Source organism: Streptomyces sp. CMB-StM0423 (assembly GCF_002847285.1).
Classification (GTDB): domain Bacteria; phylum Actinomycetota; class Actinomycetes; order Streptomycetales; family Streptomycetaceae; genus Streptomyces.
The window spans coordinates 3,705,612-3,717,942 of record NZ_CP025407.1 but is presented as its reverse complement, the minus strand read 5'-3'; the positions used below and the strand labels follow the sequence as shown (position 1 = coordinate 3,717,942).

Annotated in this window: 12 protein-coding genes; 8 read left to right on the top strand and 4 right to left on the bottom strand. The window is 71.5% G+C overall.

Going from position 1 to position 12,331, the window contains the following annotated elements:
• The first annotated feature begins 43 nt into the window (after positions 1 to 43).
• The 7 genes from folE to CXR04_RS15970 all read left to right on the top strand — a co-directional run bounded on the left by folE (position 44) and on the right by CXR04_RS15970 (position 6,092).
• Positions 44 to 667 (top strand): GTP cyclohydrolase I FolE, encoded by a 624-nt coding sequence (gene folE, locus CXR04_RS16000; protein ID WP_101422983.1) that lies wholly within the window; start codon positions 44 to 46, stop codon positions 665 to 667.
• A complete protein-coding gene (locus CXR04_RS15995) occupies positions 667 to 1,635 on the top strand; it encodes a formylglycine-generating enzyme family protein (protein ID WP_101422981.1) in 969 nt (322 codons plus the stop codon). The genes folE and CXR04_RS15995 overlap by 1 nt, the downstream gene beginning before the upstream one ends.
• A gap of 236 nt (positions 1,636 to 1,871) precedes the next feature.
• Positions 1,872 to 2,729, top strand: coding sequence for a dihydropteroate synthase (gene folP, locus CXR04_RS15990; RefSeq protein WP_101422979.1), 858 nt, complete (start codon positions 1,872 to 1,874; stop codon positions 2,727 to 2,729).
• Between the two features lie 575 nt (positions 2,730 to 3,304).
• Positions 3,305 to 3,673 (top strand): dihydroneopterin aldolase, encoded by a 369-nt coding sequence (folB, locus tag CXR04_RS15985; protein WP_101422977.1) that lies wholly within the window; start codon positions 3,305 to 3,307, stop codon positions 3,671 to 3,673.
• Between the two features lie 3 nt (positions 3,674 to 3,676).
• The gene (folK, locus tag CXR04_RS15980) at positions 3,677 to 4,270 is read left to right on the top strand and encodes a 2-amino-4-hydroxy-6-hydroxymethyldihydropteridine diphosphokinase (protein ID WP_101422975.1); all 594 of its coding nucleotides are present in this window, start codon (positions 3,677 to 3,679) and stop codon (positions 4,268 to 4,270) included.
• 81 nt (positions 4,271 to 4,351) lie between these two features.
• The gene (locus tag CXR04_RS15975) at positions 4,352 to 4,819 is read left to right on the top strand and encodes a DUF3180 domain-containing protein (protein ID WP_101422974.1); all 468 of its coding nucleotides are present in this window, start codon (positions 4,352 to 4,354) and stop codon (positions 4,817 to 4,819) included.
• An 88-nt stretch (positions 4,820 to 4,907) separates the two neighbouring features.
• Positions 4,908 to 6,092 (top strand): NADH-quinone oxidoreductase subunit D, encoded by a 1,185-nt coding sequence (locus tag CXR04_RS15970; protein ID WP_101422973.1) that lies wholly within the window; start codon positions 4,908 to 4,910, stop codon positions 6,090 to 6,092.
• A gap of 24 nt (positions 6,093 to 6,116) precedes the next feature.
• Here CXR04_RS15970 and CXR04_RS15965 read toward each other — a convergent pair whose 3' ends face one another.
• The 4 genes from CXR04_RS15965 to CXR04_RS15940 form a co-directional block, all read right to left on the bottom strand.
• Positions 6,117 to 7,037, bottom strand: coding sequence for a coiled-coil domain-containing protein (locus tag CXR04_RS15965; RefSeq protein WP_234380257.1), 921 nt, complete (start codon positions 7,035 to 7,037; stop codon positions 6,117 to 6,119).
• A 1,332-nt stretch (positions 7,038 to 8,369) separates the two neighbouring features.
• On the bottom strand, positions 8,370 to 9,308 hold the full coding sequence (locus tag CXR04_RS15950; protein WP_101426401.1) for an ABC transporter substrate-binding protein: 939 nt from the start codon (positions 9,306 to 9,308) through the stop codon (positions 8,370 to 8,372).
• Positions 9,309 to 9,513: 205 nt separating this feature from the next.
• Positions 9,514 to 10,293, bottom strand: coding sequence for an ABC transporter permease (locus CXR04_RS15945; protein WP_101422965.1), 780 nt, complete (start codon positions 10,291 to 10,293; stop codon positions 9,514 to 9,516).
• Positions 10,293 to 11,027 (bottom strand): ABC transporter permease, encoded by a 735-nt coding sequence (locus tag CXR04_RS15940; RefSeq protein WP_101422963.1) that lies wholly within the window; start codon positions 11,025 to 11,027, stop codon positions 10,293 to 10,295. The genes CXR04_RS15945 and CXR04_RS15940 overlap by 1 nt, the downstream gene beginning before the upstream one ends.
• A gap of 84 nt (positions 11,028 to 11,111) precedes the next feature.
• On the opposite strand from CXR04_RS15940, the gene CXR04_RS15935 reads away from it, so the two are divergent.
• Positions 11,112 to 12,275 (top strand): ABC transporter ATP-binding protein, encoded by a 1,164-nt coding sequence (locus tag CXR04_RS15935; RefSeq protein WP_101422961.1) that lies wholly within the window; start codon positions 11,112 to 11,114, stop codon positions 12,273 to 12,275.
• The last annotated feature ends 56 nt before the right edge of the window (positions 12,276 to 12,331 follow it).

Here is a 12,331-nt window from a genome sequence, read left to right as displayed (position 1 = left end):
CTTGGGGGCGCTGGCCATTGGCGCAGGTACGAGAGGCACCACGATGACGGATGCGGCTGTCAGGACGGGACACGGCCCGGAGCACGGCGACGAGGAGTACGGCGACTTCGACGAGAAGCGCGCCGCGGACGCCGTGCGTGAACTGCTCATCGCCGTCGGCGAGGACCCGGACCGGGAAGGTCTGCTGGAGACGCCGGCGCGGGTGGCGCGCGCGTACAAGGAGATCTTCGCGGGCCTGCGGCAGCGCCCCGAGGACGTGCTGACGACGACGTTCGACCTGGGCCACGACGAGATGGTGCTGGTCAAGGACATCGAGGTGCTGAGCACGTGCGAGCACCACCTGGTGCCGTTCGTGGGCTCCGCGCACGTGGGGTACATCCCGTCGCACGACGGGAAGATCACGGGGCTGTCGAAGCTGGCGCGGCTGGTGGACGTGTATGCGCGCAGGCCGCAGGTGCAGGAACGGTTGACCACGCAGATCGCGGACTCGCTGATGGAGATATTGGAGCCGCGGGGCGTGATCGTCGTCATCGAGTGCGAGCACTTGTGCATGACGATGCGTGGCGTGCGGAAGCCGGGGGCGAAGACGCTGACGTCGGCGGTGCGCGGACAGCTCCGGCACCCGGCGACGCGGGCCGAGGCCATGAGCCTGATCAGGTCGCACTGATGGGGGACGGGGGCACGGAGCCGCGGGCGTGCTGCGCGCCGGGTCGCGGGGCGGAGGGCGGCGGGGTCGCCCGTGAGCCCGGAGAGCGCGTAGCCGCGTCGGAATCGGTCGCGTACGAACCGCGCGGAGGGTGGCGGAAGCTGCCCGGCGGGGCGTTCCTGATGGGCTACGAGGACGGCCCGTACCCGGCGGACGGAGAGGACCCGGCGCGCGAGGTGACTGTCGACGGCTTCGCGGTCGCGGCAACGGCGGTGACGAACGAGGAGTTCGCGGCCTTCGCCGACGCCACGTCGTACGTCACGGACGCCGAGCGCTTCGGCTGGTCCTTCGTCTTCGCGGGCTTCCTGCCCAAGAACTTCCCGCCCACCGCGTCGCCGCCGCAGACGCCGTGGTGGCGGCAGGTCCACCAGGCGGACTGGCGGCACCCTGAGGGCCCGGGCTCGGGTCTGCGCGGCCGGTGGGACCACCCGGTGGTGCACGTCTCGCACACGGACGCCCTGGCCTTCTGCGAATGGGCGGGCGGACGGCTGCCGACGGAGGCGGAGTGGGAGTACGCCGCGCGCGGCGGGCTGGAGGGGGAGCCGTACCCGTGGGGGGCGGAGCGGGAGCCGGAGGGCGCGTACCGGATGAACGTCTGGCGCGGCAGCTTCCCCGACCGCAACACGGCGGCGGACGGCTACCGGGGGACGTGCCCGGTGGACGCCTTCGAGCCGAATGACTACGGGCTGTACAACGCGACGGGGAACGTGTGGGAGTGGTGCGCGGACTGGTTCCACGCACGGCACCACCGCAAGGCTTCGCGCGACAACCCGCGGGGGCCGCGGCTGGGGCAGTCCCGGGTGCTGAAGGGGGGGTCGCATATGTGTCACGAGTCGTACTGCCTGCGGTACCGGACGTCGGCGAGGATGGGGAACACGCCGGACAGCTCAAGCGGCAACACGGGCTTCAGGGCGATCCGCGGTCTCTGAACCCGGTCCCGGGGCCGACCCGGGGCCTCGGTTCCCCGGATCTCCGTATTCCGGACCCCACGTACCCCGCACTCCCGCCCAAGGGTAGGCGCGCCCTCCGACATCGGTCCGGCACGCTCGCGCGGCCGCAGTCCGCTCTACGCACGCCCGTCGCCCGACCACTGCTGCACCCCGCTCGCACAAGCCCCCGGCGCCCTGCCGGGACCGGGCGGGCCGGTGGCGCATACGCTGGAGGTATGACGGATGCGCGCAGGGGGCAGGTGGCGGGGTTGCCGGACTTCGGCCGCTGCGCCGTCATGGGCGTCGTCAACGTCACCCCCGACTCCTTCTCCGACGGCGGCCTCTGGTTCGACTCCGCGGCCGCGATCAAGCACGGCATCGACCTCGTCGCCACCGGCGCCGACATCGTCGACGTCGGCGGCGAGTCCACCCGCCCCGGCGCACCCCGCGTGGACGAGGACGAGGAGCTGCGCCGCGTTCTCCCCGTCGTACGGGGCCTCGCGGCCGAAGGCGTACTCGTCTCCGTCGACACCATGCGCGCCACGGTCGCCGAGCAGGCGGTCGCCGCCGGCGCCCGCCTCGTCAACGACGTCAGCGGCGGCCAGGCGGACCCCGCGATGGTCCCGGCGGTCGCCGCGACCGGCGTGCCGTTCGTCGTCATGCACTGGCGCGGGCAGTCCATCGACATGAACAACCGCGCGGTCTACGAGGACACCGTCACCGAGGTCGTCGACGAACTCCGCCGCAGCCTCGACCGGGCCGTGGCGGGCGGCATCGACTTCGACCGGATCATCGCCGACCCGGGCCTCGGCTTCGCGAAGGCGGCGCCGCACGACCTCGTGCTCCTGAACAGCCTCGCCCGGCTCCGCGCGGAAGTGGGCCGTCCGCTGCTGGTCGCGGCGTCGCGCAAGCGGTTCCTCGGGCGCGTCCTGGCCGGCCCCGACGGTTCGCCGCCGCCGGCCCGCGAGCGGGACGCCGCGACGGCGGCGGTGTCGGCGATAGTGGCGCGCGAGGGCGCGTGGGCGGTACGGGTCCACGAGGTCCGGCCGACGGCGGACGCGGTACGGGTCGCCTCGGCGCTGGAGGGGGCGTAGAGGGGCGTACGGGCCGCGCACCCGAATCCGTATCGCGAAAGCCCGGCCGTACGGCCCGGCGATCTTTGTCAGAGCAGCGGCCTACCCTAGGGGCGGGAGTGCGGGGAACGGACGACGGCGGACGACAGCGGACGACACAGCCACGACCGCGCCGGACGTACGATCCGCCCACGCGGGACGTACGCCCCGCCCACGCGGGACCTGCGACCCACCCGCCCGTCTCACAAGACCTGGGTCGCGTTCATAGCCCGTTCGAGCCGCCGTCACCCCCCATACCGCTGTCCCGTCGACCCTCCCCGTAGACGCGGCCACACCCCACGGCACGGCCGCGAGCAGCCCCGGTCGTTCGGCGTGTCAGCAGGCGCAGGTACATTCGATCGAAGGTCCAGGGGCAGGGCCGAGCATCAGACCACCACCGCATCGACCTCAGCGAGCCCGCCGGAACCGCACATCGACCGAAACGAGCAGCCGAAGACACAAGCGCACAAGCAACCGACGCAAGGCGCAAGAAGGATCGTTCAAAGGCATCACCCCACAACGGCGCCAAGACGCAGAAGGCGAGGCGAGAGCGAGCCATGACCCAAGCCGACCGGGTCGCGCTGCACGGCCTCAGGGCCCGCGGCCACCACGGCGTCTTCGCGCACGAGCGCGCCGAAGGCCAGCCGTTCGTCGTCGACCTCGTCCTCCACCTCGACACCCGCCCCGCCGCCGCCACAGACGATCTGTCGCGGACCGTGCACTACGGCGTCGTGGCGGAAGAGACCGTCGCCGTCGTCGAGGGCGAGCCGGTGGACCTGATCGAGACGCTCGCCGAGCGGATCGCCGCGCAGTGCCTGACCCACGCGCCCGTGCAGCAGGTGGAGGTGACGGTGCACAAGCCGGACGCGCCGATCACCGTTCCGTTCGACGACGTGACCATCACCATCACCCGAAGCAGAGGTTGACCATTGAATCGCAGCGACCCGACCGTGCAGCCTGTGCCGCGTTCCGTGGTCGAGCAGGTCGACGCGGCCGACTCGACCCTGCAGAACCCCAAGCGCGCCGTGCTCTCCATCGGCAGCAACCTCGGCAACCGGCTGGAGACCCTCCAGGGCTCCGTCGACGCCCTTGAGGACACCCCCGGCCTCCGCGTCAAAGCCGTTTCGCCGGTCTACGAGACCGACCCCTGGGGCGTCGAGCCGGGCAGCCAGCCGACGTTCTTCAACGCCGTCCTGATCGTACGGACCACCCTCCCGCCCGCGTCGCTGATGGAGCGGGCGCACGCCGTGGAGGAGGCGTTCGCGCGCGTACGGGACGAGCAGTGGGGTCCGCGCACGCTGGACGTCGACATCGTGGCGTACCAGGGCGTCCTCTCCGACGATCCCGCCCTCACCCTCCCGCACCCCCGCGCGCACGAGCGCGCCTTCGTCCTCGTCCCGTGGCACGACGTGGACCCCGCGGCCGAGCTGCCGGGGCGCGGGCCGGTGGCCGAGCTGCTGGCGCAGGTCGGCCGGCAGGGCGTGCGCCCGCGCACGGACCTCGAACTGCGGCTCCCGGACTGAGGGCATCCTGCCGGCCCTACGGGGCTACGATTTCCGGGAGTTCTGGGAGGAGCGCGTTCGGTGAGGCAACTGCACGTCGGGATGTTGGCCGGCATCTTCGTGGTGGCGGGGGTGCTGTCCTGGGCGGGATCCCGGCTGTGGACCTCGGTGGGGACGCTGCCGGGCGTCCCCGTCGCCGCCCCGGTGGTGCTCGCCCTGATCGCCACCATCCTGACGGCGACCGCGCTGTCCATCCGCTCCCGCCTCGCCGCCCAGCGCGAGCGGGTACCGCACGCCAAGGGCGTCGACCCGCTGATGGCCGCGCGCGCGGTGGTGCTGGGCCAGGCGAGCGCGCTGGTCTCGGCGCTGGTCGCGGGGGGGTACGGGGGGCTGGGGCTGTTCCTGATCCTGGACGGGCTGGACTACGGTACGCGCGGCTCCCAGGTGGTGTACGCGGCGCTGTCGGTGGTCGCGGCGGCGCTCGTGGTCGGGGCGGCGCTCTTCCTGGAACGGGTCCTGAAGCTGCCGGACGACGAGGACGAGGACGACCACACCCCGCCGCGCCGCTAGCCCCTGTCCAGGGCCCGTTCCGTACGACGACGACCGCACCCTGCCGCGGCCCTAGGGAGCATTCCGTACGGCCGCTAGGCTCGGCTGCATGACTGCCGCGCCCACCGGAGACGCCGCGCCCGCCGCAACCACCGCCCCGCTGACGGTCGGCATCGGGGGCGCGGCCGAGCAGACCGACATGGTGCTCAACATCGGCCCGCAGCACCCCTCGACCCACGGCGTGCTGAGGCTGCGCATCGTCCTGGACGGCGAGCGCATCGTCTCTGCGGAGCCGGTCATCGGCTATATGCACCGCGGCGCGGAGAAGCTCTTCGAAGCCCGCGACTACCGCCAGATCATCGTGCTCGCCAACCGCCACGACTGGCTGTCGGCCTTCTCCAACGAACTGGGCGTGGTCCTGGCCGTCGAGCGCATGCTCGGCATGGAGGTGCCGGAGCGGGCGGTGTGGCTGCGTACGCTGCTCGCCGAGCTGAACCGGGTGCTCAACCATCTGATGTTCCTCGGCTCGTACCCCCTCGAACTCGGCGGCATCACTCCGATCTTCTACGCCTTCCGCGAACGCGAGGATCTGCAGGCCGTCATGGAGGAGGTCTCCGGCGGGCGGATGCACTACATGTTCAACCGCGTCGGCGGCCTCAAGGAGGAACTGCCCGCCGGCTGGACGGACCGGGCGCGCGCGGCCCTGCGCGCGACGCGCGCGCGGATGGACGTCTTCGACCGCCTCGTCCTGGGCAACGAGATCTTCCGCGGCCGCACGCGCGGCGTGGGCGTGCTGCCGCCGCAGACGGTGCACGCGTACGGCGTGAGCGGGCCCATAGGGCGCGGGTCGGGGGTGGACTTCGACCTGCGGCGCGACGAGCCGTATCTGGCGTACGGGGAGCTGGGCGGCACGCTGCGCGTCGTGACCCGCGAGGAGGGCGACTGCCTGGCCCGCTTCGAGGTGCTGCTGGCGCAGACGCACAACTCCCTCGACCTGGCCGACGCCTGCCTGGACCGGCTGGCGGAGCTGCCGCCGGGGCCGGTGAACCAGCGGCTGCCGAAGGTGCTGAAGGCGCCGGAGGGGGAGACGTATGCCTGGACGGAGAACCCGCTGGGGCTCAACGGCTACTACCTGGTGTCGAAGGGCGAGAAGACGCCGTACCGGCTGAAGCTGCGCTCCGCGTCGTACAACAACATCCAGGTGCTGACCGAACTGCTGCCGGGGACGCTGGTGGCGGACATGGTGGCGATCCTGGGGTCGATGTTCTTCGTGGTCGGGGACATCGACAAGTGAGGAGGAACGGGGGCGAATCCCCGTTCAGCTCGCCTGCTCCAGGTCGATGACGCGCCCGACGGGCCCGTGGGGGTCGTCGTCGGGGTCGTCGGCCTCGGAGGACGCCGGAACGGCGCCGGAGCCGGCCTCCGCCCCGGCACCATCGTCAGCCTCGGCCTCGGCGAGGACTTCCGGCCCGACGACATCGGCGAGATCCGTGCCGGCGTCACCGGGCTCGTCGGGCCCGGAGCGGTGGCCGCCGCCGGCCCGGCGGCCGGACGCCGGGGGAGGGAGCTCCCGGGACGGTGTCCGCTGCGGCGGCCGGGAGAAGTAGCTGAAGCCGGCGGCGTCGCCGGAGGGTGCCTGCCCGTGCGTCTGCCCGTGGCCCTGCCGGGCGGCGTTGCCCGCGAGGTTGTCGAGGGCGTGGGAGGCGCGCAGGTACGAACTGAGCGAGGGCGGCGGCAACTGCGACTGCGAACCTGCGGGCGGCAACTGCTTGACGGGCGACGCCGCCTCGATGGCCAACTGCCGCCGCCCTTCGAGCGCGGCGGCGCGCTCGGACTCGGCGTTGGCGTACCGCGCGAGCAGCGCCGCGTGATCCGTACGCAACCGGGCGAGGTCGCCGTGCCGCGACCCGAGCCGCTTCTCCAACTCCCCGCGTACGCGCCGCGCCTCTTCAAGGTCGCTCTTCAGCTCGGCGACCTTCTCCTCATGCTCCCGCTCGGCCCGCGCCCGCGCCCCGGTCGCCTCGGTGACCTGGAGGGCGGTCATCCGATCCCGCAACCGCATGAGCGCCGCGGCCCCCACCGCGGCCACGGCCGCCCCCACGGCCAGCCACCGCACGGCGGACCCGTCCCCGGAAACCAACCAGGCCCCGGCCGCGCAACCCAGCGCGACCGCGGCGAACGACACGGGCGGCAGGAGCCCGCGCATCGGCGAGGAGAAGCGGTGGCGTCCACGTGGCATAGGCCGCAACTTACCGTGGAGATGTCCCAAATGGAGCAGCGCCCAACCAATCGTTTCCCGCCGGTTACGTCCCAGCCACCGCACCACCCCGCCCCGGCCGGCACCGGGGCGGGTCCCGCCCCGCCGATCAACACGCCCCGCCCGCGAGAGGCGCCAATGGAATTCCATAATCGACGGTGGTGCAGCGAGGACTGCCTCAACGCAGGTTCATCGGCCGGTTCCGCGGGGGTGCGTCCGGAATTTCGAGTCGGCGACGCTGCAAGGTAATGGGGTCGGAAATATGGTGGGTGGGACGGCCGGTATTGCCTCAATAGGCAGTACCCGGCGGGGATTCGGGGTGGTGCGGCCACGACGCCCTTCGCCAGCGTCGCACCGGACGGACCACTTCCGCGGCCGGTTACGCCGCCGGCCCATCGGAAGCGCCGTTCCCCGGTGCGTCGGATGACGAGAAGGCGTCCGACGCGCAGAAGAAGCAGCAGGACAAGCGCGAGCAGGCCGCCGAGGAGGCCGGTGACGCGCATTGTGCGTTCAACGTCGGTGCCGTGGAGAGCCGGGATCCGTCCGCCGAGGCCGCCGCCACCGGGGTGCGGGAAGTGCTCGTACGGGATTCGATGAACGACGTACGGTGGCTCGACCTGCCCTGCGGGCCCGCCGTTTCCTGTGTGACGTTACGGGGAGTTCACCGTGCCCGCGGAGCTTGCGGCCGACGGGCAGGAGACCAAGCTGCGCGCCGGGCAGATCCACGTCGGCCGCGTTGTTTTCACGGTGACCATGAAGTTGCTGCTGCTCCCGTTCATCATCATCCTCGACGTTCCCGGTAATTCCCCGGTGTCCACGGAAAGACGGGGGGAAGCTGGAGGAGCGGGAGAACGAGATCGACGACTTCCCCGTGATGTGGGCGGGCGTCGGCGAGGCAGCCCGTACGCTCCCCTGGCAGCTCGACCCCTCGCGGGCGGCCCGGGGAAACCCGCATCCAGATCGAGCCGGCCGAGTCTGCCGAACTCGTACACATCACGTCGCACGAGGTCGCGTTGCAGGGCCGCGAGATCATCACGGTTCCCGGATCCGAGGCGGTCCTCTGGACGTCGTCCCGTGCGGACATCGCCGGTGCGGCGGTCAAGACGTTCAGCGTGGGCCGGGTCGACTTCACGATCTCTTTCCGGGACGGGTCGTGGGCCCGGCTGGCGGCGGATTCGTCGGTCGGTGCGCGCAGGATCGTGGACATTCTGAACGGCGTGCGGCTCGACGGGAGAGATCAAGCCGACGCCGAACCCCCTGCTCCGCCGAAGCGAGCCGGTGGGGCAGGGGGTGTCGGGAGGTGCCTGACTGAGGTCAGGAGCCGAGGAGGTTCTTGGCTTCCAGGTACTCCTTTGCCGCGTCGGCCGGCTTCACCCGCTCCGCGTCCACCTTGCGGTTCAGCTCGATCAGGTCCTCCGTCGTGAGTACCTTCGTGAGCTTGTCCAGCGTGGCGGCGATCTCCTTCGAGCCCGCCTCCTTGGCGTTGACGACCGGGAGGATGTTGTCCGCGTTCTGCAGGCCCTTGTCGTCCTCCAGAAGCACCAGGTCGAAGTCGTCCAGGGTCGCGTCCGTGGTGGTCGTCAGGACGAGCTGGTTGGTGCCGTCCTGGACCGACTGCTTGGCCGCCGGGGTGCCGACGCCCAGGGGGTCGATCTTGGTGACGTCGATGTCGTACGTCTTCTCCAGGCCCGGCTCGCAGAACGGGCGCTCCGGGCATTCGTCGCCCGCCGCGAGGCGGATGCCGTCGCCGGTCTTGCCGAGGTCGCCGAGGGTCTTGAGGTCGTTCTCCGCGGCGAAGTCCTTGGATACGGCGAAGGCGTTCTGGTCGACGGCGTCGCCGGCGTCGAGCACCTTGAGGCCGCGGGGCTCGGCGAGCGCGCGCAGGGCGGTCACCGTTTCGTCGATGTCGTTCGACGCGACGGGGTTCTTCTCGGGAGCCTCTACGCCGTTCTCCTTCGCGTTCAGGAACTCGGCGAGGGTCGCGGCGTACTCCGGGAAGACGTCGATGCTGCCCTTCTCCAGCTCCGGCTCGTAGAGCTCGCGGTTCTCCAGCTTCTTTATCGTGACGTCGTAGCCGGCGTCCTTCAGCATCGCCGAGTACAGCTCGGCGGTCACCGTCGATACCGTGAACCCGGCCTGGCCCACCACCAGGGATGACTTGTCGTCGTCCGTGGAGTCCGTGCCGCCCTTTTCCTCCAGGCTGTCGCCGCCGCAGGCCGCGAGGCCCGCGGTGAGGGCGGCGGCGGCCAGCACCGAGGCGGCGGCGCGGGCGCGAACGCGGTTGGTGATCAAGGGATTCTCCATCCGTTGGGAGTCGATATTCGTAGCATCGCTATGCGAGAGGGGTGTTGGATTACGTGTGATTCGGTTGATTCTTTCCGGAGGAGAATGCCGGCGTTATCCGCACGCCGGCGTCACGTGACACGGCGCTGCGCTGCGCACGACGTGACGCCGAACCTTACAGCGAGGCCGGCGCGGGCTTCTGTTCCCCCGGCGGTACGTCCGCCCCTTCCGTTCCCGGCGCTGCCAGGTCGTCCCCCGGCGTCCGCCGCCCGCGGCCGCGGCGGCCGTCGTGGCGGCCGCGCATCGGGTCCAGCAGCCGCCCGGCGACGGCGAGCACGACCTCCAGCACCAGGGCCAGCACCGCCACCAGGAAGGCGCCGGCCACCACCATCGGGGTGTTGTACGTCCGGAAGCCCGCGGTGATGATCCGGCCGAGGCCGCCGCCGCCCGCGATGGCCGCCAGCGTGGCGGTCGCGACGACCTGCACCGTCGCCGACCGCAGGCCGGTCATCACCAGCGGATAGCCCAGCGGCAGCTCGACCCGGCCCAGCAACTGCGGTCCGGACATGCCCATGCCCCGCGCCGCCTCCACCACGTCCCGGTCGGCCTCGCGGATGCCCACGTACGCGTTCGTCAGCAGCGGCGGCACCGCGAAGAGCACCAGGGCGATGACCGTCGGCCAGTCGCCGTGCATCCGCAGCGGCGTGAGCATGAGCAGGCCGAGCACCGCGAGCGTGGGCACGGCACGGCCGACGTTCGAGATGTTGATCGCGAGGGTGCCGCCCTTGCCGATGTGGCCCAGCCAGAACGCGATCGGCAGCGCGATGGCGCAGGCGATGGCCAGGGACATGCCCGTCAGGTAGAGATGCTCGCTCAGCCGTACGCCGATGCCGGTCGGACCGGACCAGTTCGACCCCGTGGTCAGCCACGTCCACGCGTCCGCAATGGTGCCCATCAGGCCGTCTCCTTCTGCCGCCCGGCGGTCCTCGCGCGGGACCTGCCGCCGCCGCCACCGCTTCGCCGCTGCGCCCGCGTCCACGGCGTCAGCAGCCGCTGCAGGCCCAGGATCAGCAGGTCCGCCAGCACGGCGAGCAGTACGCACAGCACCGACGCGGTCAGCACCTGCGCCTTGAACAGGGTGCGCATGCCGTCGACGATCAGGTTGCCCAGGCCGCCGTAGCCGATGATGCCGCCGACCGTCGTCATCGCGATCGTCGACACCGTCGCCATCCGCAGCCCGGCCATGACGGCGGGCAGCGCGAGCGGCAGCTCGACGGCGAACAGCAGGCGCGTCTGCCCGTACCCCATCCCGCGGGCCGCCTCCCGCGTCTCCGCCGGCACGGAATCGAGGCCGGCCAGCAGATTGCGGATGAGGATCGTCAGCGAATAGAGCACGAGGCCGGTGACGACCACGGATGCCGAGATGCCCATGATCGGGACCAGCAGGGAGAACATCGCGAGCGACGGAATCGTGTAGAGCACCGTCGTCAAGCCGAGCACGGGGCCCGTGAGCACCCGCCAGCGGCGGGCGATCAGGGCCAGCGGGAAGGAAACCAGCAGGCCGATGCCCACCGACGCCAGCGTGATCCAGACGTGCTGGACCGTGGCGTCGACGAGCTCGTCGCTGCGGCTGCGGACGTATTCACCGCAGATCCACTCGTTCGCTGCCAGGCAGCCGGAGGCTTTCACGCCACCGCTCCTTCCCGTAGGCAGCTCTATTAGACCCCCCGCCACTGACACCGGAAGCGGGAGGGCGGGGCAGAATGAGGAAACATGATCCGATTCGAGCACGTGACCAAGCGGTACCCCGATGGGATTACCGCGGTGGACGACTTGTCGTTCGACGTCGCCGAGGGCGAGCTGGTGACGCTTGTCGGCCCGTCCGGCTGCGGCAAAACCACCACTCTGAAGATGGTCAACCGGCTCATCGAGCCCACCAGCGGCCGTATCGAGGTCGACGGGCAGGACGTCATGGCCACCGACCCCGTCGAACTGCGCCGCCACATCGGCTACTGCATCCAGAACGTCGGCCTTTTCCCGCACAGGAACGTCCTCGACAACACGGCCACCGTGCCGCATTTGCTGGGCACGCCGCGGGACAAGCGGCGGAAGCGGGCGGCCGAACTGCTGGAGCTGGTCGGCCTCGACCCGCACGAGCACGGCCGCCGCTATCCCGACCAGCTCTCCGGCGGCCAGCGCCAGCGCGTCGGCGTGGCGCGGGCGCTGGCGGCGGACCCGCCGGTGCTGCTGATGGACGAGCCGTTCGGGGCGGTGGACCCGGTGGTGCGCGAGCACCTGCAGAACGAGTTCCTCAAGCTGCAGGCCCGGATGCGGAAGACCGTGCTTTTCGTCACACACGACATCGAGGAGGCGGTACGGCTCGGCGACCGCATCGCGGTCTTCGGCGACGGGAAGATCGAGCAGCTCGACTCGCCTGCTGTGGTCCTGGGCGCGCCCGCGACCCCGTACGTGGCCGACTTCGTCGGCGCCGACCGGGGCCTGAAGCGGCTGTCGGTGACCGAGATAGAACTCGGCGACCTGGAGCAGCCGCCTGTGGTCCGGCTCGACGACGACGCCCGCATCGCCGCGGCGGCGCTACGGGACGGGGGCGCGCGCTGGGCGGTCGTGCTGGACGGCGAGGGCGAGCTGCACGGGTGGGTCGCGGCCGACGAGATCGCTAAGGGCGGCGCGGTGTCCGACTACGCGCGGCGGATGGACGCCTGGCTGCCGCTGGGGGCGAGCCTGAAGAAGGCGTTCGCGACGATGCTGCAGTACGACGCCGGGTGGATCGCGGTGGTGGACGACGAGGAGACGGGGCGCTTCGCGGGCGTCCTGACGCCTGCGAGCCTGCACGAGGCGCTGCGGCGGTCGATCGACGCGGACGCGCGCGCGGTCGCGCGGGCGGAGGTGGAGCTGGACTCGCTGCCGCAGCTCTGAGGCGCGACGGCGGGGGAGCGGACGTAAGCGTACGGGCATCGCGGGGCTCGCAGTCC

Excerpts from the sequence above, each read along its gene's own strand:
- folE (WP_101422983.1), top strand. The coding sequence starts at position 44 with ATGACGGATGCGGCTGTCAGGACGGGACACGGCCCGGAGCACGGCGAC.
- CXR04_RS15995 (WP_101422981.1), top strand. The coding sequence starts at position 667 with ATGGGGGACGGGGGCACGGAGCCGCGGGCGTGCTGCGCGCCGGGTCGC.
- folP (WP_101422979.1), top strand. The coding sequence starts at position 1,872 with ATGACGGATGCGCGCAGGGGGCAGGTGGCGGGGTTGCCGGACTTCGGC.
- folB (WP_101422977.1), top strand. The coding sequence starts at position 3,305 with ATGACCCAAGCCGACCGGGTCGCGCTGCACGGCCTCAGGGCCCGCGGC.
- CXR04_RS15975 (WP_101422974.1), top strand. The coding sequence starts at position 4,352 with ATGTTGGCCGGCATCTTCGTGGTGGCGGGGGTGCTGTCCTGGGCGGGA.
- CXR04_RS15970 (WP_101422973.1), top strand. The coding sequence starts at position 4,908 with ATGACTGCCGCGCCCACCGGAGACGCCGCGCCCGCCGCAACCACCGCC.
- CXR04_RS15965 (WP_234380257.1), bottom strand. The coding sequence starts at position 7,037 with ATGCCACGTGGACGCCACCGCTTCTCCTCGCCGATGCGCGGGCTCCTG.
- CXR04_RS15945 (WP_101422965.1), bottom strand. The coding sequence starts at position 10,293 with ATGGGCACCATTGCGGACGCGTGGACGTGGCTGACCACGGGGTCGAAC.
- CXR04_RS15935 (WP_101422961.1), top strand. The coding sequence starts at position 11,112 with ATGATCCGATTCGAGCACGTGACCAAGCGGTACCCCGATGGGATTACC.